Raw genomic sequence first — 22,621 nt, 5'->3', positions numbered from 1 at the left:
CCGTGAGCATCAGGCAGTTTTTTGCAGGCCGGCGATGGTGCGCGGCATGCCGACAAATCCTGGCAACGCTTCAACTCGCGCCAGCCACGCCCGGATGTTGGCGTAGTCGTCCAGCGACACATTGCCTTCCGGCGCATGGGCGATATAACTGTAGGCCGAGACATCGGCGATGGTTGGCTCATTGCCGACGAGGTATTGCGTAGCGGCCAATTCCTGATCGATTACTTTGAGCACGGCGTGGGCGTTGGCGATGACTTCTTCAGCATTGTAGGACGCGCCGAACACCGTGATCAGTCGTGCTCGGGCAACGCTGTAGGCAATCGGCCCGGCGGTGATCGACAACCAGCGCTGAACGCTGGCCGCACCGACCGGATCGGTGGGCAACCACCGCCCGTTGCCGTATTTGAGTGCCAGGTAGACCAGGATCGCGTTGGAATCGGCCAGCACCACCCCTTGATCATCAATCGCCGGGACTTGACCGAACGGGTTGATCGCCAGGTAATCCGGCTGCTTGTGCGCGCCTTTGGGCAGATCGACAAAGATCAGCTCGGTCGGCAGCTGCAGTAGGGACAACATCAACTGCGCACGGTGAGCATGGCCGGAACGTGGGAAGTTGTAGAGTTTGATGGCTTGCATGGTCGGCTCCGCTGGTGGGTGGCGCCGTTTAGGTCGGCGCCAATTGGAGCTATCTTCCACCTACAACCGAAACAACAGAATAACCAGCAAACGCAATCAATTATTTCATCCAGCGCAATAACCCTTTAGCCCTGCAGCGCCGGGTGTTCGCGCAGCGCCTTCACCACGAAGTCGACAAAACTACGGACCCGCACGGGGGCCTTGCGTCCGCCCTGATAGACCACATGAATGGGCAATGGCGACAGTTCGAAGTCAGCCAACACGATTTCCAGCTCACCCGCAGCAATCTTGCTCGCCACTTGATACGACAGCACTCGGGTCAGCCCAAGGCCCATGGCGGCGGCTGTGATAGCGGCCTGATTGGCGGTGACCACAAGACGCGGTTCTGAGCGAACGCTGATCGGCTCTCCCGCCTCAAGGAACGGCCAGCTCCTGAGCTGCCCGATGGAGGAGGTAGCAATGATCGGCGCTGCGCTCAATTCGGCAGGATGCCGAGGCCGACCATGGGCTTTCAGGAATTGCGGAGAAGCGCAAATCACCCGCCGCACTTCACCGACCCGGATTGCATGTTGATTGCTGTCCGGCAGCTCGCCGATGCGCACCGCCACATCGACGCCCTCCTCAACCATACTCACCACCCGGTCGACCAGCAGAGCGTTGATGCTGACGTCAGGAAATTGGGTCAGGTAACCGACCATGACTGGCGTGACGAACAAATCACCGAACAACACAGGCGCCGTAACGGTCAGTTGCCCACGGGGCTGGGCATGACTTCCGGCTGCCGAATCCTCAGCTTCCTGCACCTCGGAAAGAATTCTCCGACAATCCTCCAGAAAACGCTGACCCGCTTCGCTCAAATACACGCTGCGGGTGGTGCGCGTCAGTAACTGAGTGCCAATGCGCTTCTCCAGCGCCGCCACGGCACGAGTGACACTCGCCGCCGACATCCCCAAAAGCCGCGCCGCCGCCGAGAAACCTTGCTCCTTGGCGACGGCGGCGAAGACTTGCATTTCCTGGAATCGGTCCATGGGTTAACTCCTAAGACGCAGTGACCATGCGCTGGTGCAGATCAGGGAACAGCAGCTGTGCAAACCAGATTGGCAATCCTGGATACAGATCACGAGCCTTTGGAGTTGCGCTCTCAACAATTCCGAGTTGAACGAGGCTTCTGAGCTGATCCGTCGCCACCCGGTCAGGTAGCCCGGTAAAAATCTTGAAGTCGGCACGGCTAACGGTGCCTTGCGTCAGCAGAATGTGCAGTGCTCGTGCAGATTCTTGCTTTAGGCCTGCTCTTTTAATTCGCTCATCCCAGGCAAATATCGTATGAAGCCTTTCGCGCATGTTTGAAATATTCAGCGCTTGCTCGGTATAGCTCATTTGATCCAGACAGGTTTCAAGCATGAACCCGACGAACTCGAACAGTCCGGCTTGAGTCAACTGACCTCTACCATCGAGATCGCCCCGGCGAGGTTTATCGGCATTGGCCAATCGGGCGTAATAAATGTCTTGCTGCCTGGCGAGACCACGGGACAGCGACCAAAGTGGCGAAACAAGGCCTAGTTTGTGCAATTGCAGGTGAGTAACCAGCCTGACCGTACGACCGTTCCCGTCTGCAAATGGATGCACCCAAGCTAATCGGTGGTGATAGGCCATGACGGCAATCAATCGACTGCGAGCGTCGGGGACTCGGCCGTATACCTGCTGCATTCGGTCAAGCATCGGCGTGACCGCTTTACAGGAAGGCGCCGCATGATTTCCTACTAAAACGTCCTTATTTGCGATATCACGCAACTCACCGGGAATAAACCGGCTCCCATCGCTCAACTGCAGTTGTTCACCTGATGCGCCATCGAAGAGTCGCTTATGGATGCGCGAAATAAATGGTCCACTGAATAGCGAGTCCCAAGGGAGTTGGTTATGTAAGGCCAGCGCTCTCTCAAAAGCGTGCTGCGTCCCAATATGCGCCATCGCGAGCTCATTGAGTTCCTTGCGATTACGCTTGGGAGCCGATGGCGCGAGAGTGGCAGGCTCAGTGAACTGACCTTCGATAAGGTTGCTGTAAAAACTACTGGTCACACGCAACAAGCCACCGACTCGCTGAATCATCTGTGGCGCAACCATCGCACTCAACCTTCCCGCCTGGAACGGTACTTTTTCTGCCAACTGCAGAATTTCAGCCGGGAACGTCGGCATGAGAGGTTCTAGCCAGTTGATCCCGGTGACAAACTCAGCACTCATGAAGCCTCCAGAAATCGCGGATTTTTTCGCGGATTCCAGACTACCTTCAAAGCCTTTATTTACCTAGCTTTCAGTGTCTATGATTTTTTCGGTTTGGGATTTTATCGCGGATTTTTTCGGGGATTTTTTCGAGGATTTTTCTGACAACGATTTGAGCAAAATCTGGCATTGCTTTGGTAGAACGAAGACGCAGGAGCACTCAGCGTGCCCCCGCGTTTTTGGCGTTATTCCACAGTCACCGATTTCGCCAGGTTGCGCGGCTGGTCAACGTCTGTGCCTTTCAACACAGCGACGTAATACGACAGCAACTGCAGCGGGATGGTGTAGAGGATCGGCGACAGGATGTCGTGGATGTGCGGCATGTGCACAACGTGGGTGCCTTCGCCGTTGGTCATGCCTGCCTGCTCGTCTGCGAAGACGATCAGTTGGCCGCCACGGGCGCGGACTTCCTGGAGGTTGGACTTGAGCTTCTCCAGCAGTTCGTTGTTCGGCGCCACGGTGACCACTGGCATGTCGTTATCCACAAGTGCCAACGGGCCGTGCTTGAGTTCGCCCGCCGGGTAGGCTTCGGCGTGGATGTAGGAGATTTCCTTGAGTTTCAAGGCCCCTTCCATTGCCACAGGGAATTGCGCGCCACGGCCGAGGAACAGGGTGTGGTTCTTCTCGGCGAACAGCTCGGCGATTTTCTCCACGGTGCCGTCCATGGCCAGAGCCTCGCCCAAGCGGGCTGGCAGACGACGCAGTTCTTCGACCAGGGTGGCTTCGACATCCTTGGACAATGTGCCGCGAACCTGACCCAGGGAAAGGGTCAGCAATAGCAGGCCGACCAGTTGAGTGGTGAAGGCTTTGGTCGAGGCCACGCCGATTTCGCGACCGGCTTGGGTCAGCAGGGTCAGGTCGGACTCACGCACCAGCGAGCTGATGCCCACGTTGCAGATCGCCAGGCTGGCGAGGAAGCCCAGCTCCTTGGCGTTGCGCAGCGCGGCCAGGGTGTCGGCGGTTTCGCCGGACTGGGAAATGGTGACGAACAGCGTGTCTGGCTGCACCACGACTTTGCGGTAGCGGAACTCACTGGCAACTTCGACCTGGCACGGGATACCGGCGAGTTCTTCGAGCCAGTAACGGGCAACCATGCCGGCGTGGTAGCTGGTGCCACAGGCAACGATTTGCACGTTGCGCACTTTGGCGAACAGCTCGGCCGCCTGTGGGCCGAAAGCCTGTACCAGAACGCCGTTGGGGCTCAGACGACCTTCGAGGGTGCGTTGAACCACGGCCGGTTGCTCGTGGATTTCCTTGAGCATGAAGTGGCGGAACTCGCCCTTGTCGGCAGCTTCGGCGCCATCGCGATACTGAACCGTTTCACGCTCGACGGCTTGGCCGTTAACGTCCCAGATGTGCACGCTATCGCGGCGAATTTCGGCGATATCGCCTTCTTCCAGGTACATGAAACGGTCAGTGACCTGACGCAGGGCCAGTTGGTCGGACGCCAGGAAGTTCTCACCCAGGCCGAGACCAATCACCAACGGGCTGCCGCTGCGGGCTGCGACCAGACGATCAGGTTGATGAGCACTGATCACGGCCAGGCCGTAAGCACCGTGCAGTTCTTTGACGGTGGCCTTGAGGGCCACAGTCAGGTCATGCAGGTCCTTGAGTTTGTGGTTCAGCAGGTGGGCGATCACTTCGGTGTCGGTGTCCGAGGTGAACACATAACCCAAGGCTTTCAGCTGTTCACGCAAGGCTTCGTGGTTTTCGATGATGCCGTTGTGCACCACGGCCAGGTCGCCGGAGAAATGCGGGTGTGCGTTGCGCTCGCAGGGTGCGCCGTGAGTGGCCCAACGGGTATGGGCGATGCCGAGACGACCGACCAGCGGTTCGGCTTCGAGGGCAAGTTCCAGTTCGCTAACCTTGCCCGGACGACGCGTGCGTTCGAGCTTTTCATCGTTGGTGAAAACCGCCACACCGGCGCTGTCATAGCCACGGTATTCCAGTCGCTTGAGGCCTTCGAGCAGGATGGCGGTGATATTACGTTCTGCAACTGCGCCGACAATTCCACACATGCTATTTCTCCTGACTGACAGACGCGCAAATCAAATTGATGCCGCGGGCCTGAATCTGATCCCTTGCTTCTTGCGGCAAGCGATCATCGGTAATGAGGGTATGGACACTGCTCCAGGGCAGTTCCAGGTTGGGAATCTTGCGGCCGATCTTGTCGGCCTCCACCATAACGATCACTTCACGGGCCACATCGGCCATGACACGGCTCAGGCCCAGCAATTCGTTGAAGGTGGTGGTACCGCGGACCAGATCGATGCCATCAGCACCGATGAACAGCTGGTCAAAGTCGTAAGAGCGTAGTACTTGCTCGGCGACCTGCCCCTGAAAGGACTCGGAATGCGGGTCCCAGGTGCCGCCGGTCATCAACAGCACCGGTTCGTGTTCGAGTTCACTCAAGGCGTTGGCGACATGCAGGGAATTGGTCATCACTACCAGGCCCGGCTGCTGGCCGAGTTCCGGAATCATGGCGGCGGTGGTGCTGCCGCTATCGATGATGATCCGCGCATGCTCGCGAATCCGTTTGACGGCGGCGCGTGCGATGGCCTGTTTGTATTTGGAAACCGGCTGGCCGATGTCGGCGACCAGTTCCTGAGGCATGGTAATCGCACCGCCATAGCGGCGAAGCAATAGGCCGTTACTCTCAAGCGCAGCCAAATCCTTGCGAACCGTAACTTCCGAAGTTTCGAAGCGCTTGGCCAGCTCATCCACACTGACTTCGCCCTGCTCAGTGAGCAAGGCGAGAATATTGTGGCGACGTTGTGGTGTATTGCGCTTTGACATGAGCAAGTAAGTTTCGATTCGAAAGATAACGGAAGCAATCAAAACCTATTGCTGAAACTTCGTCAAGCGTGTGTAAGAAAAAATGTCTGTGGATAAATGCATCGCGGGCAAGGTCGCTCCTGAAAGGTCCCGTGAAACCTTGCAGGAGCGAGCTTGCCCGTGATGATGATCGATCAGGCTGTGAATAACTCAAACCTGAAATACGTTTGTGGATAACTCAGCTTTTCTTGATCTTCTCCGGCCTTTTCCAGCCATCGATGTTCTTCTGACGCGCCCGACCTACCGCCAACTGCGCGTTATCCACATTCTGGGTGATCGTCGAACCGGCCGCAGTCGTCGCACCGGAAGAGATATCCACAGGCGCCACCAACGAGTTGTTCGAGCCGATGAACACATCTTCACCCAGCACGGTTTTCCACTTGTTGGCGCCGTCGTAGTTGCAGGTGATGGTGCCTGCGCCAATATTGGTACGCGCGCCGACTTCGGCATCACCCAGGTATGTCAGGTGACCGGCTTTTGCGCCTTCGCCCAGATGCGCGTTTTTCAGTTCGACAAAGTTACCCACATGCGCGCGGGCTTCAAGCACCGTACCTGGACGCAAGCGCGCGAAAGGACCGGCATCGCTGCCCTCACCCAGAATCGCGCCTTCGATATGACTGTTGGCCTTGATCACCACGCCTTTACGCAGAGTGCTGTCCTTGATAACGCAGTTCGGACCGATCACCACGTCGTCTTCGATGACAACTTTGCCTTCGAGGATCACGTTGATGTCGATCAGCACATCGCGGCCCACGGTGATTTCACCGCGCACATCGAAACGTGCCGGATCACGCAGGGTCACGCCTTGAGCCATCAACCGGCGACCGGCACGCAACTGGTAGTGACGTTCGAGTTCAGAGAGTTGCTTGCGATCATTGGCGCCCTGCACTTCCATGGCGTCGTGTGGTTGCTCGGTGGCCACCACCAGACTATCGCTGACCGCCATTGCGATCACGTCGGTCAGGTAATACTCGCCTTGGGCGTTGTTATTGGAGAGACGGCTCATCCAGCCACCCAATTGCGCGAAAGGCAGGGCCAGAATCCCGGTGTTGCCTTCAGTGATTGCGCGTTCGGCTTCGTTGGCGTCTTTCTGTTCGACGATGGCGGTGACCTTGCCGTCGGCATCACGGACGATGCGGCCGTAACCCGTCGGGTCATCCAACTCGACGGTGAGCAAACCCAGTTGCTGGGGCGCAACTTTCTTGAGCAAACGCTGCAGGGTTTCGACTTCAATCAAAGGCACGTCACCGTACAAAATCAGCACGGTGTCGGACTCGATGAATGGCACGGCTTGCGCCACCGCATGACCGGTGCCCAACTGTTTGTCTTGCAGGACGAAATTCAGATCGTCCGCCGCCAGGCGCTCACGCACGGCTTCGGCGCCATGACCGATCACCACGTGGATGCGCTGTGGATCAAGTTGCCGTGCGCTGTGGATAACATGGCCGAGCATCGAATTGCCGGCAATCGGGTGCAGAACTTTCGGCAACGCCGAACGCATGCGAGTGCCTTGGCCGGCAGCGAGAATAACGATTTCTAAAGACATGACTGGCTACCAATCCTGGGTGGTCAGCGGCTGCGACCAGGTTATGAAAGTCGAAAAAGAAAAAAGGGTAGCCGAGGCTACCCTTTTTAATCAATCGCGCAACAAGCGATGGCCTATTAGTGGCCAAACTTCTTGCGGATCTGCTGGACGGTGCGCAGCTGAGCTGCAGCCTCGGCCAGACGTGCGGATGCAGAACCGTAATCGAATTCCGCGCCCCGCTCATGCAAGGCCTTCTCGGCAGCCTTAACGGCTTCCAGAGCGGAGGCTTCATCCAGGTCGGCAGCACGTTGCACGGTATCGGCAAGAACCTTGACCATGTTCGGCTGAACCTCGAGGAAACCACCGGAGATGTAATACACCTCCTCTTCCCCGCCCTGCTTGACCAGGCGGATCGGGCCCGGCTTGAGATTAGTGATCAACGGCGCGTGACCCAGGGCGATACCAAGATCACCCAGTGCACCGTGCGCAATCACCATCTCGACCAGACCGGAAAAGATTTCTCCTTCCGCGCTGACGATATCGCAATGGACTGTCATAGCCATCTGATTGCCTCAACCTAAATTAGCGCCCGTTGCCAGGCGCCGGGATTACAGTTTCTTGGCTTTCTCGATCGCTTCTTCGATGCCGCCGACCATGTAGAACGCTTGTTCTGGCAGGTGGTCGTAGTCACCGTTGAGGATGCCTTTGAAGCCAGCAATGGTGTCTTTCAGGGAAACGTATTTACCCGAAGCACCGGTGAAGACTTCAGCCACGAAGAACGGCTGCGACAAGAAACGCTGGATCTTACGAGCACGGTTTACCAACTGCTTGTCGGCTTCCGACAGCTCGTCCATACCCAGGATCGCAATGATGTCCTTCAGTTCTTTGTAACGTTGCAGAACATACTGTACACCGCGAGCGGTGTCGTAGTGATCCTGGCCGATTACGTTCGGATCCAGCTGGCGCGAAGTCGAGTCGAGTGGATCGACCGCTGGGTAGATACCCAGGGAAGCGATGTCACGGGACAGAACGACGGTGGCGTCCAAGTGGGCGAAAGTGGTCGCTGGCGACGGGTCAGTCAAGTCATCCGCAGGTACGTATACCGCTTGGATCGAGGTGATCGAACCGTTTTTGGTCGAAGTGATACGCTCTTGCAGAGTACCCATCTCTTCGGCCAGGGTCGGCTGGTAACCTACTGCGGAAGGCATACGGCCCAGCAGTGCGGATACTTCAGTACCGGCCAGGGTGTAACGATAGATGTTGTCGACGAACAGCAGAACGTCGTTACCTTCGTCACGGAACTTCTCGGCCATGGTCAGGCCGGTCAATGCTACGCGCAGACGGTTACCCGGCGGCTCGTTCATCTGACCGTAAACCAGTGCCACTTTGTCCAGAACGTTGGAATCCTTCATCTCGTGGTAGAAGTCGTTACCCTCACGAGTACGCTCACCCACACCGGCGAACACGGAATAACCGCTGTGCTCGATGGCGATGTTACGGATCAGTTCCATCATGTTTACGGTTTTGCCTACACCGGCACCACCGAACAGACCTACTTTACCGCCCTTGGCGAACGGGCAAACCAGGTCGATAACCTTGATGCCGGTTTCCAGCAGGTCGTTGCCGCCCGCTTGTTCAGCGAAGGTTGGCGCAGGACGGTGAATGCCCCAACGCTCTTCGGTGGCGATCGGGCCAGCTTCGTCGATCGGGTTGCCCAGAACGTCCATGATCCGGCCCAGAGTCGCTTTACCGACCGGTACGGAGATGGCTGCGCCAGAGTCAGTGACTTCCAGACCGCGCTTCAAGCCCTCGGTGGAACCCATCGCAATGGTACGAACCACGCCGTCGCCCAGCTGCTGCTGAACTTCCAGGGTGGTTTCAGCCGCGCTCACTACTTTCAGCGCGTTGTAGATACTCGGTACGCTGTCGCGTGGAAATTCCACGTCGATAACGGCGCCGATGATTTGAACGATACGTCCGCTACTCATAGCTGGATCCTCTGAATATTTGAACCGTTAAACCGCGGCAGCGCCGCCGACGATTTCCGAGATCTCTTGGGTGATCGCAGCCTGACGCGCCTTGTTATAGACCAGCTGCAAATCGCTGATCAAATCACCGGCGTTGTCGGTAGCGTTTTTCATCGCGATCATCCGCGCAGCTTGTTCAGCCGCGTTGTTCTCGACCACCGCCTGGTAGACCTGCGACTCCACGTAACGGACCATCAAGCCGTCAAGCAGCTCTTTGGCATCCGGTTCGTACAGATAATCCCAGTGGTGCTTGAGTTCCTGATCCGGGGTTGCCACCAGTGGAATCAACTGCTCCACGGTTGGCTTTTGCGTCATGGTGTTGATGAACTTGTTGGACACCACGGACAGGCGGTCAATACGGCCGTCCAGGTAGGCATCCAGCATCACCTTGACGCTGCCGATCAGGTCATTGATCGACGGCTCTTCACCCAAGTGGCTGATAGCTGCAACGACGTTACCGCCGAAGTTGCGGAAGAAAGCCGCACCCTTGCTACCAACAACACACAGATCGATCTCGACGCCGTTTTCGCGGTTTACCGCCATGTCCTTGACCAGGGCCTTGAACAGGTTGGTGTTCAAGCCACCACACAGACCACGGTCACTGCTCACCACGACGTAACCGACGCGCTTTACTTCACGGTCGATCATGAAAGGGTGGCGATATTCCGGGTTGGCGTTGGCCAGATGGCCAATAACCTGGCGGATGCGCTCCGCATAAGGACGGCTAGCCGACATGCGCATTTGTGCCTTGCGCATTTTGCTGACCGCCACTTTTTCCATGGCGCTGGTAATCTTTTGCGTGCTTTTGATGCTCGCAATCTTACTGCGAATCTCTTTTGCGCCTGCCATGTAACACCTATCAGGTTAGCAAGCGGGAGCCTTGCGGCTCCCGCTGCGGCTTACCAGGTTTGGGTGGCCTTGAACTTCTCGATACCGGCTTTCATGCCAGCATCGATTTCGTCATTGAAGTCACCCTTCACGTTGATCTTCGCCATCAAATCGGCGTGATCGCGGTTGAAGTAAGAAATCAGCGCTTGTTCAAAGCTGCCGATCTTGGCGATTTCGACGTCAGTCAGGAACCCACGCTCAGCGGCATACAGCGACAGCGCCATGTCAGCGATCGACATTGGTGCGTATTGCTTCTGCTTCATCAGCTCGGTAACGCGCTGACCATGCTCAAGTTGCTTACGGGTCGCTTCGTCCAGGTCAGAAGCGAACTGGGCGAATGCCGCCAGTTCACGGTACTGAGCCAGAGCGGTACGGATACCACCGGAGAGCTTCTTGATGATCTTGGTCTGAGCGGCACCACCCACACGGGATACCGAAACACCGGCGTTCACAGCAGGACGGATCCCGGAGTTGAACATGGCCGATTCCAGGAAGATCTGACCGTCGGTGATGGAAATCACGTTGGTCGGAACGAACGCGGAAACGTCGCCAGCCTGGGTTTCGATGATCGGCAGTGCGGTCAGGGAACCGGTTTTGCCGGTCACTGCGCCGTTGGTGAACTTCTCTACGTATTCTTCCGAAACACGCGATGCGCGCTCCAGCAGACGGGAGTGGAGATAGAACACGTCGCCTGGGTAAGCTTCACGGCCTGGTGGACGGCGCAGCAGCAGGGAAATCTGGCGGTAAGCCACTGCTTGCTTGGACAGATCGTCATAAACGATCAGCGCGTCTTCACCGCGGTCGCGGAAGAATTCACCCATGGTGCAACCGGAGTACGGTGCCAGGAATTGCAGTGCTGCAGATTCCGAAGCGCTCGCGGCCACGACGATGGTGTTAGCCAGTGCGCCGTTTTCTTCCAGCTTGCGAACCACGTTGGCGATGGTCGATTGTTTCTGACCAATGGCTACGTAGACGCAGAAAATACCGCTGTTCTTCTGGTTGATGATCGCGTCGATCGCCAGAGCGGTTTTACCGATCTGACGGTCACCGATGATCAGCTCACGCTGGCCACGGCCGACAGGGATCATGGCATCGACAGCCTTGTAGCCAGTCTGTACAGGCTGGTCTACCGACTTACGCCAGATCACGCCTGGAGCAACTTTCTCGACCGCATCGGTCTCGGTGTTGTTCAGCGGACCTTTGCCGTCAACTGGGTTACCCAGTGCGTCGACTACGCGACCCAGCAGTTCCTTACCAACCGGAACTTCGAGGATGCGGCCGGTGCACTTGGCGCTCATGCCTTCAGCCAGAGACTGGTAGGAGCCCAATACAACGGCACCTACGGAGTCTTGCTCCAGGTTGAGAGCCATACCGAAGACGCCGCCCGGAAACTCGATCATCTCGCCGTACATTACGTCGGCCAGACCGTGAATCCGCACGATACCGTCAGATACGCTGACGACTGTGCCTTCGTTACGGGCTTGGGAGGTCACATCGAGCTTGTCGATGCGGCCCTTGATAATTTCACTTATTTCGGAAGGATTGAGTTGCTGCATTGCTCTGCTGCCCCTTCAAACTCAAGATTTCAATGCTTCGGCAAGGTTTGCGAGTTTCCCGCGAACCGAGCCATCGATAACCAGGTCGCCGGCGCGGATGACAATGCCCCCAATAAGGGATTTGTCTTCCTCGACTTGCAGGCGCACTTCCCGGTTGAGTCGTGCACTGAGAACCTTGGCGAGTTTGTCTTGCTGTTCTTGGTTCAATGCAAAAGCACTGGTCACTTCAACGTCTACCGACTTCTCTTGTTCAGCCTTGTACAGGTCGAACAGAGCGGATATCTCCGGCAAAAGCGGGAGACGGTCGTTTTCGGCAACGACGTTGATGAAGTTCTGTGCCTTGGCATCAAACTTGTCGCCGCACACGTCAATGAACGTGGCGGCCTTGTTTGCGCTCGTCAGTCGCGGGGCCTTGAGCACGCGCTGCATGGTGTCGTCTTGCGACACTGCTGCAGCCAGGCCGAGCATGGCTGACCAAGAGGCCAGTTGCTGGTGGGCCTGGGCGTGCTCGAAGGCTGCCTTAGCGTAAGGTCGGGCCAACGTGGTCAATTCTGCCATGATCGCCCTCGCTTAAATTTCAGCAGCCAGTTTATTTACCAGCTCCGCGTGCGCGTTTTGATCGATTGTGGAACCCAGGATCTTCTCGGCGCCGGAGACTGCCAGGCTACCCAATTGGGCACGCAGCGCGTCTTTGACACTGTTCAGTTCCTGCTCGATCTCGGCCTGAGCCTGAACCTTCACACGGTCAGCGTCGATACGGGCTTTTTCAACAGCCTCTTCGACGATCTGGTTACCGCGTTTCTTGGCTTGCTCAATGATTTCGGCTGCCTGAGCTTTTGCTTCGCGCAGTTGTTGACCCGCTTTATCTTGGGCCAATTCCAGGTCGCGAGCTGCTCGGGCGGCAGCGTCCAGTCCATCCGCGATCTTCTTCTGACGTTCGTGCAAAGCCGCGATGACCGGAGGCCACACGAACTTCATGCAAAACAGTACAAAAATGAAGAACGCAACGGACTGGCCAATCAGGGTTGCATTAATGTTCACGCCAACACCTCGCTCGTTCGTTGCACATCACACCAATTACTCGAAGGTTCGAGTAATTAGCCAGCGAGTTGACCAACGAATGGGTTCGCGAAAGTGAAGAACAGAGCGATACCAACACCGATCATGGTTACGGCGTCGAGCAGACCGGCAACGATGAACATTTTAACTTGCAGCATTGGAACCATCTCTGGCTGACGCGCTGCGCCTTCCAGGAACTTGCCACCCAACAGGCCGAAACCAATTGCGGTGCCCAGTGCGCCCAGGCCGATCAACAGTGCAACAGCGATAGCGGTTAGACCAACTACAGTTTCCATCTTTCCTCCCGACTTTTACGTCGTATGGTTTAGGTTTTTTAGATTTTAAAGCGGTAAAACAAATCGTTTCATAGCCCTGTTCGGGCCCCCACTCGTTTGACCGAGTGGGACATCAGACCAGTCGAGACTGGTCTTAATGGTTCTCTTCGTGCGCCATCGACAAGTAAACGATGGTCAGCATCATGAAGATAAACGCCTGCAGGGTGATGATCAGGATGTGGAACACAGCCCACGCCCACTGCAGAACTATGCCCAGGCCGCTAAGCCAGAGCAGACCGCTGCCGAACATCACAGCAATCAGAATGAAGACCAGCTCGCCGGCGTACATGTTGCCGAACAGACGCAGTGCCAGGGAGATTGGCTTGGCCACCAGCGTCACGAACTCCAGCAGGAAGTTCACCGGAATCAGCAGCGCTTGAACGAAGATGTTCTTGCTGCCAAACGGGTGCAGGGTCAGTTCGCCGATGAAGCCGCCGATGCCCTTGACCTTGATGCTGTAGAAAATGATCAGCGCGAACACCGACAGGGCCATGCCCAGGGTCGCGTTCGGGTCAGTGGTCGACACTGCACGGAACGGAATATGGTGGTCGCCTGTAATCAGGATGGCCAGCTGAGGAATCCAGTCGACCGGAATCAGGTCGACGGCGTTCATCAGGAAGACCCAGACGAAGATGGTCAGTGCCAGCGGTGCAATCACCGGGCTACGGCCATGGAAGCTGTCTTTCACGCTGCCATCGACGAATTCGACCAATACTTCAACGAAGTTCTGCAAAGCACCAGGCTGACCGGAAGTCGCTTTCTTTGCCGCCATGCGGAAAAGAAGAACGAAGATCAGACCCAACGCGACCGACCAGCCGAGAGTATCGACGTGGAAAGCCCAGAAGCCCATTTCTTTGGCTTCTGCTGCGGTGTGGGCAAAACCCCACCCGCCGGTTGGGTGCTGCCCGAAGGTCAGGTTCTGCAAGTGGTGCTGGATATAGCCCGAAGCGGTTGTTTCTGCCATGGTTGCCTCAAACGCCCTAAGGTCTCGAAAGTCTTGTTCTCATCAGCAGGGGCGCGAACCAGCTGACCAGTTGGGTCAACACGAAGACGCCGAATACAGCTAGCGGCGCCAATGGCTTCACACCTGCGAACGTCAATGCAAAGAGCACTGCCGTCAAAATCAGTTTGCCCGCCTCACCGGCATAAAAAGACCGGACGATGGCTTGAGCTGCTCGGGCGCCGGAAAACCGAAATGCCCTGTGAGCAAAATAAACATTGGGTAGCAAGGCTATCAGGCCTCCGCAGAGTCCTGAGTACCCGGCAACGACTCCGTGCCATTGCCAGAGCGCCAAAGCGGCTATCAGCAAAACGACAAATTGAGCCGCTAACACCGGAAAAACTGCCAGGCGATGGAACGGCAAGCGGTTTGGCGTGCGTGTTTCCATCACTATTGCTCTCCAATGGTCGGCTGCCAGAATTCAATAACTTGGCATAATTTGTGCCGACAAAATGCGCGCAGAGTATAGGGGCGGTTCAGCCCCTATTCAACTGTCAGGTAGTGATTTCCGCCTGCGCGCTACATGAGGAAATGTTTCAACGAATATGTGCAAGCACACCTTGTAGCTCATCAAGGGAGTTATAACCAATTACCAACTGCCCTTTCCCCTTCTTACCGTGGCGGATCTGCACCGCAGAGCCTAGGCGCTCAGCCAGGCGCTGCTCGAGTCGCGCAATATCCGGGTCCGGCTTTACCGGTTCAGCAGGCTCCTGTTTGCCACTCAACCACTGGCGAACCAGTGCCTCCGTTTGGCGCACAGTCAGCCCCCGTGCGACAACATGTCGCGCCCCTTCAACCTGTTGATTCTCCGGTAAACCGAGCAAAGCACGGGCATGACCCATTTCCAGGTCACCGTGCGACAGCATGGTCTTGATAACTTCCGGCAACGCGATCAAGCGTAGCAGGTTGGCCACGGTCACGCGGGATTTGCCCACCGCTTCGGCCACTTGTTGCTGTGTCAGCTGAAATTCCTGCTGCAGACGCTGCAAGGCCACGGCTTCTTCAATCGGATTGAGGTCTTCGCGCTGGATGTTCTCGATCAGCGCCATGGCGATCGCCGTTTCATCCGGCACATCGCGGACCATCGCAGGGATGGTTTCCTTGCCGGCCTGCTGGCTGGCGCGCCAGCGGCGTTCACCGGCGATGATTTCGAAGCGACCGCTGCCGATTGGGCGAACCACGATCGGCTGCATCACGCCCTGGGCCTTGATCGACTGCGCCAGCTCTTCCAGCGCCTGAGGATCCATGTCCCGACGTGGCTGGTACTTACCGCGCTGGATCAGGTCCAGGGGCAGGTGCTGCAGCTCACGCTGGTCAGCTTGCACTGCTTGTTCTTCCAGCGAGCTGACAGTCGGACCACTCAGCAGTGCATCCAGTCCACGTCCGAGACCTCGTTTCTTGACGGCCATGGGGATTCCTTAAGTTGCCTGAGCGGCGGCAGTGCGTGAGTTTTTGCGTTGACGACGAACCAGCTCGCCGGCCAATGCCAGATAGGCGATAGCGCCACGCGATGCTTTGTCATAAGCCAGCGCCGGCATGCCGTAGCTGGGTGCTTCGGCCAGACGGATGTTTCGTGGAATGACGGTGTCGTACAGCTGCTCGCCGAAGTGTTCCTTGAGCTGCGCCGAAACATCGTTCATCAGGCTCAGGCGCGGGTCATACATGGTCCGCAGCAGGCCTTCGACTTTCAGGTTCGGGTTGAGCAATTCGGCGATTCGCTTGATGTTATCCACAAGGTCGCTCAAGCCTTCGAGCGCAAAATACTCGCACTGCATGGGGATAATGACCCCGTCAGCGGCGACCAGTGCGTTAAGCGTAAGCATCGACAGCGACGGCGGGCAGTCGATCAAAATGTAATCGTAGTTTTCACGGATCGGTGCCAGCGCGCTGCGCAGGCGACTTTCCTTCATCTGCATTTCCAGCAGAACCACTTCCGCCGCGGTCAGGTCACGGTTGGCTGGCAACAGCTGGTAACCACCGTGCTCGGAGTAGTGCATGGCCTGAGCCAGATCGCATTCGCCGATCAGCAGGTCATAGACCGAGTTTTCCAGACCGTGTTTATCCACACCGCTACCCATGGTGGCGTTGCCTTGTGGATCGAGATCGATCAACAGCACCCGGCGCTTGGTAGCGACCAGGGAAGCTGCGAGGTTGATGCAGGTGGTGGTTTTGCCCACACCACCCTTTTGGTTCGCAATCGCGAATACCTTAGCCATTCTTGCTTGTGTTCCCAATCATGCCGTGCGGCGCAGTATCAGCAGATGGCGTTGGCCTTGGCAACCAGGTACGGCCAGGGCGTGTTCGCTATCGAGGTGGAAGTCTGCCGGCAATGCTACCAGCTCATCGGCCGGATGAACGCCCTTCATTGCCAGCCAGCGTGTATCGGCATCGCCAAGGTGGCGAGTCCAGTTGCTGAAGTTTTCCATGCTGCTGAAAGCCCGGGAAATAATCCCGTTGAAGGGCTGGGCAGGATGGAAGGCTTCGACGCGACTGTGGATAACTTGCAGGTTATCCAGTTTGAGTTCGAGTTTGACCTGGGTCAGGAAGCGCGTTTTCTTGCCGTTGCTGTCCAGGCAAGTCACTTGTGACTCTGGAAACAGGATGGCGAGCGGAATCCCCGGCATCCCACCGCCGCTGCCAACGTCCAGCCAGCGGCCGTTTTCGACAAACGACATCACGCTCAGACTGTCGAGCAGGTGACGGGAAACCATTTCGTCCGGATCACGCACGGCGGTGAGGTTGTAAGCCTTGTTCCATTTGATCAACAGGGCCAGATAACCCAGCAGCTGTGTGTGCTGGGTTTCTGTCAGTGTGACACCGAGCTGGCGAGCACCTGTGGATAACTCTTCGGCGTGTCGCGAGGTGACCAACGAACTCAAGCGCTTTGCTCCAACTGACGGCCCGCGCCGCGTTTTTTCAAATGAATCATCAACAGCGAAATCGCTGCCGGGGTAACGCCCGGGATACGTGACGCCTGGCCCAATGTCTCTGGACGGGTCGCACCGAGCTTGCTCTGGATCTCTTTGGAGAGACCGGAAATGTTCGTGTAATCGATATCCACAGGCAGCTTTGTGTCTTCGCTGGCTCGCAGGCGAGCGATTTCATCCTGTTGACGATCGATATAACCGGCGTACTTGGTCTTGATTTCGACCTGCTCGGCAACCTGTGGATCTTCTGCGCCACCACCGGTGACCGCGATCAGACCAGCGTAGTCGATTTCCGGACGGCTCAGCAGGTTGAGCAAATTGTATTCGTGGGTCAGCGGTGTACCGAACTTCTCGGAAATCGCATCGCCCTGCTCAGTCCCGGGGCGGACCCAGGTACTTTTCAGGCGTTGCTCTTCCAGATCGATACTTTCACGTTTCTTGCAGAACGCAGCCCAGCGCGCGTCATCGACCAAACCCAACTCGCGACCTTTTTCGGTCAAGCGCAGATCGGCGTTGTCTTCGCGCAGAATCAGGCGGTACTCGGCACGTGAAGTGAACATCCGGTACGGCTCTTGAGTGCCGAGGGTAATCAGATCGTCGACCAATACGCCGATGTACGCCTCGTCGCGGCGCGGGCACCAGGCGTCTTTGCCCTGTGCACGCAGTGCAGCATTGGCTCCGGCCAGCAAACCTTGAGCACCTGCTTCTTCGTAGCCAGTGGTGCCGTTGATTTGCCCGGCGAAAAACAGACCGCCAATGACTTTGGTTTCGAGGCTGTACTTCAGGTCACGCGGGTCGAAGTAGTCGTATTCGATGGCATAGCCCGGACGCACGATGTGCGCGTTTTCCATGCCACGAATCGATTGCACGATCTGCAATTGCACGTCGAACGGCAAGGATGTGGATATCCCGTTCGGGTACAGCTCGTGGGTGGTCAAGCCTTCCGGTTCGATGAAGACCTGATGGCTTTCCTTGTCGGCAAAGCGATGGATCTTGTCTTCAATCGACGGGCAGTACCGTGGACCGATGCCTTCGATCTGCCCAGCATCGGAATACATCGGCGAACGATCAAGGTTTGCGGCAATGATTTCGTGGGTACGGGCGTTGGTGTGGGTAATCCAGCAGCTGACCTGTCTAGGGTGCTGCTCTTTGGAACCCATGAACGACATCACCGGGATCGGGGTATCGCCTGCTTGCTCGGTCATTACCGAGAAATCCACAGAACGACCATCGATACGTGGTGGTGTACCGGTTTTCAAGCGACCGACGCGCAGCGGCAATTCACGCAGGCGGCGAGCCAGGGCAATCGATGGCGGATCGCCGGCGCGACCACCGGAATAATTCTGCATTCCGATGTGGATAAGTCCACCGAGGAAGGTGCCAGTGGTCAACACCACGGAATCTGCCAGGAAACGCAGGCCCATCTGGGTAACCACACCGCGTACTTGTTCCTGTTCGACGATCAGGTCATCAGCGGCTTGTTGAAATATCCACAGGTTGGGCTGGTTTTCCAACGTTTCGCGGACAGCGGCTTTGTACAGAATCCGGTCTGCCTGGGCGCGAGTTGCACGCACGGCCGGACCTTTGCGGCTGTTCAACACGCGAAATTGAATACCACCCTTATCGGTCGCCATGGCCATTGCGCCGCCGAGGGCATCGATTTCCTTGACCAGATGGCTTTTACCGATCCCACCAATAGCGGGGTTGCAACTCATGGCACCGAGGGTTTCCACGTTATGCGTCAGCAACAGGGTTTTTGCCCCCATGCGTGCTGACGCCAGTGCTGCCTCGGTACCGGCATGACCGCCGCCGATGACGATCACTTCAAAACGGGAAGGGAAATCCACCACGCACCTCGTGCCTGCTTCAGTCAGGTAATCAGGAATAGTTTGAGCTCAGGTTTCTATACCTGGTCGGCAAGTATAGGGACTTCGCCCTTCCTAAAGAACCCTTTGCACAAAATTTAACCAGCTGTGGAGAAGTCGGGGTTATAGAAATTAAAAAGAGAGAAATTTATTAAATCTTTATTTTTATGTTTATTTCTACTGAAGCACCTTTCTGTGGATAGATCTCTAGAAGCCTTTATATTCAATGTGTACATAGATTCAAAACCCTGTGGTCATGTGCCAATGAGGCCCTTGGATAACCGGTTTAAGCCTGTGGATTAAAGGGGTGGTTATCCACAGGGGTGGTTATCTTCAGTTTTGAGGCCCTGTTATCAACTGCCCTTAGTGGCAGTTACACACAGGGCTTAATCCACAGAAAAGCGCTGATCGAGCGAATTGCAGGCACGGAAAATCCGCTCAAGCGAAAGAAATGTGCTCGGCACTGGATAAAAATTTAGATAAGGGAGGGAACAGACAGGCTCGAATGGCCTGTCTGTGAATAACGAAGGGACTATTTACCGATGCAGAAGCTGGAGAAAATGCGTCCCAGCAGGTCATCGGAGCTGAATGCACCGGTGATTTCCCCGAGTGAGTGCTGAGCCTGACGCAAATCTTCGGCAAGCAGTTCACCGGCCCCTGCCAGGGTCAACTGTGCACGACCATGCTCAAGGGACGCGCTGGCATGCCGCAGCGCTTCAAGGTGACGCCTGCGTGCACTGAAGCTGCTTTCCGAGGTCTGCTCGTAGCCCATGCACGCCTTGAGATGCTCGCGCAGCAATTCCAGACCCATGCCGGCGGATTTCGCACTGAGGCTGATCGTGACATGGCCATCGTCACTGACTTCCAGGGCAATTGCTTCCCCGGTCAGGTCCGCTTTATTGCGAATCAGCGTGACTTTGGATGGATCCGGGCGGATTTCGAGGAATTCCGGCCATAAAGCGAATGGATCAAGTGCCTCTGGAGCGGTTGCATCCACCACCAGCAGCACGCGATCAGCTTCGCCGATGGCTTTCAACGCCCGTTCGACCCCGATCTTTTCTACCTGGTCATCAGTATCACGCAGGCCTGCAGTGTCGACCACGTGCAGTGGCATGCCATCGATGTGGATATGTTCGCGAAGAATGTCCCGGGTGGTGCCGGCAATCTCGGTGACGATTGCAGCTTCTCGACCGGCCAATGCATTCAGCAGGCTCGATTTACCGGCATTCGGACGGCCGGCAATGACCACTGTCATCCCGTCACGCAGCAAGGCACCTTGCCCGGCTTCGCGAAGCACTGTGGATAATTCATCACGCACTTTATCGAGCATGGCCAATACGTGACCATCCGCAAGAAAATCGATTTCTTCTTCCGGAAAATCGATAGCCGCCTCGACGTAGATGCGCAGGCCAATCAGTTGTTCGGTGAGGTTATGCACACGTTGGGAAAAAGCCCCCTGCAACGAACGCAGCGCGTTGCGTGCGGCCTGTGCAGAACTTGCCTCGATCAAGTCAGCGATAGCTTCCGCCTGGGCCAGATCGAGTTTGTCATTGAGGAACGCACGCTCACTGAATTCACCCGGACGGGCCAGACGACAGCCCAGTTCCAGGCAACGCTTGAGCAACATGTCCAGCACGATCGGCCCGCCGTGCCCCTGCAGTTCAAGCACGTCTTCGCCGGTGAAGGAGTTCGGTCCCGGAAAATACAACGCGATGCCTTCGTCCAGCACCTCTTCGTTTTCACTGAGAAACGGGCCGTAGTGGGCAAATCGGGGTTTCAGTTCGCGACCGCTGATTGCCTTGGCCGCAACGCTCGCCAACGGCCCGGAAATACGGACGATGCCCACACCTGCGCGACCTTGAGCGGTGGCGACGGCTGCAATGGTTTCACGAGGAACGCTCATAAACCGGTATCCAGACAAAAGTGACAGATAGCAAAACGCCCCACTAGGGGGCGTTTTGAGTGGTTATCCACAGTGTAAATCAGGCAGCTGCTTTGGTAGCCGCTTCGATTTTACGAGTGATGTACCACTGTTGAGTGATGGACAGGCAGTTGTTCACTACCCAGTACAGCACCAGACCAGCCGGGAACCACAGGAAGAAGAAGGTGAAGATGATTGGCATCAGCTTCATCACCTTGGCCTGCATCGGATCCGGAGGTGTAGGGTTCAACTGCTGCTGGATGAACATGGTTGCGCCCATGATGATCGGCAGAATGAAGAACGGATCCTTGATCGACAGGTCAGTAATCCACAGCATGAACGGCGCTTGGCGCATTTCAACGCTTTCCAGCAGAACCCAGTACAACGAAAGGAAAACCGGCATCTGCACGAGGATTGGCAAGCAACCACCCAGCGGATTGATCTTCTCTTTCTTGTACAGCTCCATCATGGATTGCGACATTTTCTGCCGGTCGTCGCCATGTTGCTCTTTCAGCGCGGCCAGTTTCGGTGCCACTGCACGCATGCGGGCCATCGATTTGTAGCTGGCAGCTGACAGCGGGAAGAAAAGCCCTTTGATCAGCATGGTCAGGAAGATGATCGACCAGCCCCAGTTACCGACCAGCGCGTGGATGTGTTGCAGCAGCCAGAAAATTGGCTGGGCAATGAACCACAGAATGCCGTAGTCGACGGTCAGTTCCAGACCTGGGGACAACTGTTTCAGCACAGCCTGGCTTTTCGGACCTGCGTACAGAACTGCGCTGGTCTCGGCTTTCGCACCTGGCGCAACAGTCAATGCTGGCGCGGTGTAGCCGATGATGTAGTTGCCCTTGCCATCTTTACGAGCAACTACCGCATTGTTCTGGCCTGGCTGAGGAATCCACGCGGTTACAAAATAGTGCTGCAACCATGCAACCCAGCCGCCATTCACGTTATAGCTGATGGGTGGCTTGGTTTTGTCTTCGGTCACCTTGTCCATGTCCTTCATGGACACTTTCTTGTACGGCTCGTTACTTGTCCACAGGGCTGCGCCCAGGTAAGTCGCGGTACCGGTGGCAGTGCTGGACGATGGATCGGCACTGGCGTCACGCTTCAATTGAGCGAACATCGCACCGGACCAAGGCTTGGCGCTTTCGTTGTCGATCAAGTAGGTAACGGTTACGTCATACAGGCCACGTTTCACGGTGAAACGCTTGATGTAGTTGACGCCGTCCTTGCTGAACTTCAGGTCCACGACCAATTGGTCCTGACCGTCAGCCAGTTGGTAGATCTTCTTCTCCGAGGAGTAAACCGGACGACCGGCAGGACTTGCGTCCGGACCATCGGTACCGATCAAACCGCTCTGGGCCAGATAAGTCCGCTCGTTGCCGTTATCGAACAACTGGAATGGAATTTCCGGATGGTCCTGGCGACGTGGATACAGCGGCAGCGTCAGCTGGGCAACATCACCACCTTGTGGATCGATAGCCAGGTTGAGCACATCCGTTTTGATCTGGATGAGGTCTTTGCTTACAGCTACTGGCGTTTCAGCAGGTGCAGTGGCACTGGAATCGCTTGCGGCGCGTGGAATGTCGTCACTGACAGAAGCATTATTGCCAGTAGCCGTATCCGGTAAGCCCGGTGCGGTCGTACTGGAAGCAACATTCTGAGTCGGCAGGGCAGCCTGGCCATAGTCCTGGTTCCATTTAAGAACCATAACGTAGGACACGATTGCCAGGGCGACGATCAGGATCGTGCGTTTGATATCCATGA

21 protein-coding genes are annotated in these 22,621 nt (G+C 56.6%); all 21 read right to left on the bottom strand.

Annotated elements, in window-relative coordinates; translation table 11 throughout:
- Positions 1-9 precede the first annotated feature (9 nt).
- Positions 10-636 (bottom strand): glutathione S-transferase family protein, encoded by a 627-nt coding sequence (locus ACM6I0_RS15790; protein WP_285431506.1) that lies wholly within the window; start codon positions 634-636, stop codon positions 10-12.
- Between the two features lie 125 nt (positions 637-761).
- On the bottom strand, positions 762-1,664 hold the full coding sequence (locus ACM6I0_RS15785; protein ID WP_414922755.1) for a LysR family transcriptional regulator: 903 nt from the start codon (positions 1,662-1,664) through the stop codon (positions 762-764).
- A gap of 10 nt (positions 1,665-1,674) precedes the next feature.
- Positions 1,675-2,874, bottom strand: a complete 1,200-nt coding sequence (locus ACM6I0_RS15780) for a Fic family protein (protein ID WP_414922754.1) — start codon at positions 2,872-2,874, stop codon at positions 1,675-1,677.
- A 224-nt stretch (positions 2,875-3,098) separates the two neighbouring features.
- On the bottom strand, positions 3,099-4,931 hold the full coding sequence (gene glmS / locus ACM6I0_RS15775) for a glutamine--fructose-6-phosphate transaminase (isomerizing) (protein ID WP_285431504.1): 1,833 nt from the start codon (positions 4,929-4,931) through the stop codon (positions 3,099-3,101).
- 1 nt (position 4,932) lies between these two features.
- Positions 4,933-5,709 (bottom strand): DeoR/GlpR family DNA-binding transcription regulator, encoded by a 777-nt coding sequence (locus ACM6I0_RS15770; RefSeq protein WP_285431503.1) that lies wholly within the window; start codon positions 5,707-5,709, stop codon positions 4,933-4,935.
- A 217-nt stretch (positions 5,710-5,926) separates the two neighbouring features.
- Complete coding sequence (gene glmU / locus ACM6I0_RS15765; RefSeq protein WP_414922753.1) at positions 5,927-7,294, bottom strand: bifunctional UDP-N-acetylglucosamine diphosphorylase/glucosamine-1-phosphate N-acetyltransferase GlmU; 1,368 nt, start codon at positions 7,292-7,294, stop codon at positions 5,927-5,929.
- A 116-nt stretch (positions 7,295-7,410) separates the two neighbouring features.
- Positions 7,411-7,836 carry a F0F1 ATP synthase subunit epsilon gene (locus ACM6I0_RS15760; protein ID WP_222589142.1) on the bottom strand — a complete coding sequence of 142 codons (426 nt, stop codon included), beginning with the start codon at positions 7,834-7,836 and terminating at the stop codon, positions 7,411-7,413.
- A 45-nt stretch (positions 7,837-7,881) separates the two neighbouring features.
- On the bottom strand, positions 7,882-9,261 hold the full coding sequence (gene atpD / locus ACM6I0_RS15755; RefSeq protein WP_222589143.1) for a F0F1 ATP synthase subunit beta: 1,380 nt from the start codon (positions 9,259-9,261) through the stop codon (positions 7,882-7,884).
- Between the two features lie 27 nt (positions 9,262-9,288).
- On the bottom strand, positions 9,289-10,149 hold the full coding sequence (gene atpG / locus ACM6I0_RS15750) for a F0F1 ATP synthase subunit gamma (RefSeq protein ID WP_285431502.1): 861 nt from the start codon (positions 10,147-10,149) through the stop codon (positions 9,289-9,291).
- Positions 10,150-10,199: 50 nt separating this feature from the next.
- A complete protein-coding gene (gene atpA, locus ACM6I0_RS15745) occupies positions 10,200-11,744 on the bottom strand; it encodes a F0F1 ATP synthase subunit alpha (protein WP_090177609.1) in 1,545 nt (514 codons plus the stop codon).
- A gap of 21 nt (positions 11,745-11,765) precedes the next feature.
- A complete protein-coding gene (locus ACM6I0_RS15740; RefSeq protein ID WP_007903030.1) occupies positions 11,766-12,302 on the bottom strand; it encodes a F0F1 ATP synthase subunit delta in 537 nt (178 codons plus the stop codon).
- 12 nt (positions 12,303-12,314) lie between these two features.
- On the bottom strand, positions 12,315-12,785 hold the full coding sequence (locus tag ACM6I0_RS15735; RefSeq protein ID WP_007948090.1) for a F0F1 ATP synthase subunit B: 471 nt from the start codon (positions 12,783-12,785) through the stop codon (positions 12,315-12,317).
- 56 nt (positions 12,786-12,841) lie between these two features.
- A complete protein-coding gene (gene atpE, locus ACM6I0_RS15730) occupies positions 12,842-13,099 on the bottom strand; it encodes a F0F1 ATP synthase subunit C (RefSeq protein ID WP_002555987.1) in 258 nt (85 codons plus the stop codon).
- 133 nt (positions 13,100-13,232) lie between these two features.
- Complete coding sequence (gene atpB, locus ACM6I0_RS15725; RefSeq protein ID WP_090177604.1) at positions 13,233-14,102, bottom strand: F0F1 ATP synthase subunit A; 870 nt, start codon at positions 14,100-14,102, stop codon at positions 13,233-13,235.
- Between the two features lie 16 nt (positions 14,103-14,118).
- Positions 14,119-14,526, bottom strand: a complete 408-nt coding sequence (locus ACM6I0_RS15720; RefSeq protein ID WP_090177601.1) for a F0F1 ATP synthase subunit I — start codon at positions 14,524-14,526, stop codon at positions 14,119-14,121.
- A gap of 148 nt (positions 14,527-14,674) precedes the next feature.
- A complete protein-coding gene (locus tag ACM6I0_RS15715; RefSeq protein ID WP_090177598.1) occupies positions 14,675-15,547 on the bottom strand; it encodes a ParB/RepB/Spo0J family partition protein in 873 nt (290 codons plus the stop codon).
- A gap of 9 nt (positions 15,548-15,556) precedes the next feature.
- The gene (locus ACM6I0_RS15710; RefSeq protein WP_090177596.1) at positions 15,557-16,354 is read right to left on the bottom strand and encodes a ParA family protein; all 798 of its coding nucleotides are present in this window, start codon (positions 16,352-16,354) and stop codon (positions 15,557-15,559) included.
- A gap of 18 nt (positions 16,355-16,372) precedes the next feature.
- Complete coding sequence (gene rsmG, locus ACM6I0_RS15705; protein WP_414922752.1) at positions 16,373-17,017, bottom strand: 16S rRNA (guanine(527)-N(7))-methyltransferase RsmG; 645 nt, start codon at positions 17,015-17,017, stop codon at positions 16,373-16,375.
- On the bottom strand, positions 17,014-18,912 hold the full coding sequence (gene mnmG / locus ACM6I0_RS15700; protein WP_222589147.1) for a tRNA uridine-5-carboxymethylaminomethyl(34) synthesis enzyme MnmG: 1,899 nt from the start codon (positions 18,910-18,912) through the stop codon (positions 17,014-17,016). The genes rsmG and mnmG overlap by 4 nt, the downstream gene beginning before the upstream one ends.
- Before the next feature lie 550 nt (positions 18,913-19,462).
- Entirely contained in the window at positions 19,463-20,833 is a 1,371-nt protein-coding gene (gene mnmE, locus ACM6I0_RS15695; protein WP_285431496.1) for a tRNA uridine-5-carboxymethylaminomethyl(34) synthesis GTPase MnmE, read from the bottom strand.
- Positions 20,834-20,912: 79 nt separating this feature from the next.
- Positions 20,913-22,619, bottom strand: a complete 1,707-nt coding sequence (gene yidC / locus ACM6I0_RS15690; RefSeq protein WP_285431494.1) for a membrane protein insertase YidC — start codon at positions 22,617-22,619, stop codon at positions 20,913-20,915.
- Between the last annotated feature and the right edge of the window lie 2 nt (positions 22,620-22,621).

This window comes from Pseudomonas sp. IT-P294, from assembly GCF_949767865.1.
Lineage (GTDB): Bacteria > Pseudomonadota > Gammaproteobacteria > Pseudomonadales > Pseudomonadaceae > Aquipseudomonas.
This window is presented reverse-complemented; position numbering and strand designations above follow the sequence as displayed.

What these genes read in the sequence shown, in the direction of transcription:
- ACM6I0_RS15790 (WP_285431506.1), bottom strand. Translation starts at nt 636, where the DNA reads ATGCAAGCCATCAAACTCTACAACTTCCCACGTTCCGGCCATGCTCAC.
- ACM6I0_RS15785 (WP_414922755.1), bottom strand. Translation starts at nt 1,664, where the DNA reads ATGGACCGATTCCAGGAAATGCAAGTCTTCGCCGCCGTCGCCAAGGAG.
- ACM6I0_RS15780 (WP_414922754.1), bottom strand. Translation starts at nt 2,874, where the DNA reads ATGAGTGCTGAGTTTGTCACCGGGATCAACTGGCTAGAACCTCTCATG.
- glmS (WP_285431504.1), bottom strand. Translation starts at nt 4,931, where the DNA reads ATGTGTGGAATTGTCGGCGCAGTTGCAGAACGTAATATCACCGCCATC.
- ACM6I0_RS15770 (WP_285431503.1), bottom strand. Translation starts at nt 5,709, where the DNA reads ATGTCAAAGCGCAATACACCACAACGTCGCCACAATATTCTCGCCTTG.
- glmU (WP_414922753.1), bottom strand. Translation starts at nt 7,294, where the DNA reads ATGTCTTTAGAAATCGTTATTCTCGCTGCCGGCCAAGGCACTCGCATG.
- ACM6I0_RS15760 (WP_222589142.1), bottom strand. Translation starts at nt 7,836, where the DNA reads ATGGCTATGACAGTCCATTGCGATATCGTCAGCGCGGAAGGAGAAATC.
- atpD (WP_222589143.1), bottom strand. Translation starts at nt 9,261, where the DNA reads ATGAGTAGCGGACGTATCGTTCAAATCATCGGCGCCGTTATCGACGTG.
- atpG (WP_285431502.1), bottom strand. Translation starts at nt 10,149, where the DNA reads ATGGCAGGCGCAAAAGAGATTCGCAGTAAGATTGCGAGCATCAAAAGC.
- atpA (WP_090177609.1), bottom strand. Translation starts at nt 11,744, where the DNA reads ATGCAGCAACTCAATCCTTCCGAAATAAGTGAAATTATCAAGGGCCGC.
- ACM6I0_RS15740 (WP_007903030.1), bottom strand. Translation starts at nt 12,302, where the DNA reads ATGGCAGAATTGACCACGTTGGCCCGACCTTACGCTAAGGCAGCCTTC.
- atpE (WP_002555987.1), bottom strand. Translation starts at nt 13,099, where the DNA reads ATGGAAACTGTAGTTGGTCTAACCGCTATCGCTGTTGCACTGTTGATC.
- atpB (WP_090177604.1), bottom strand. Translation starts at nt 14,102, where the DNA reads ATGGCAGAAACAACCGCTTCGGGCTATATCCAGCACCACTTGCAGAAC.
- ACM6I0_RS15720 (WP_090177601.1), bottom strand. Translation starts at nt 14,526, where the DNA reads ATGGAAACACGCACGCCAAACCGCTTGCCGTTCCATCGCCTGGCAGTT.
- ACM6I0_RS15715 (WP_090177598.1), bottom strand. Translation starts at nt 15,547, where the DNA reads ATGGCCGTCAAGAAACGAGGTCTCGGACGTGGACTGGATGCACTGCTG.
- ACM6I0_RS15710 (WP_090177596.1), bottom strand. Translation starts at nt 16,354, where the DNA reads ATGGCTAAGGTATTCGCGATTGCGAACCAAAAGGGTGGTGTGGGCAAA.
- mnmE (WP_285431496.1), bottom strand. Translation starts at nt 20,833, where the DNA reads ATGAGCGTTCCTCGTGAAACCATTGCAGCCGTCGCCACCGCTCAAGGT.
- yidC (WP_285431494.1), bottom strand. Translation starts at nt 22,619, where the DNA reads ATGGATATCAAACGCACGATCCTGATCGTCGCCCTGGCAATCGTGTCC.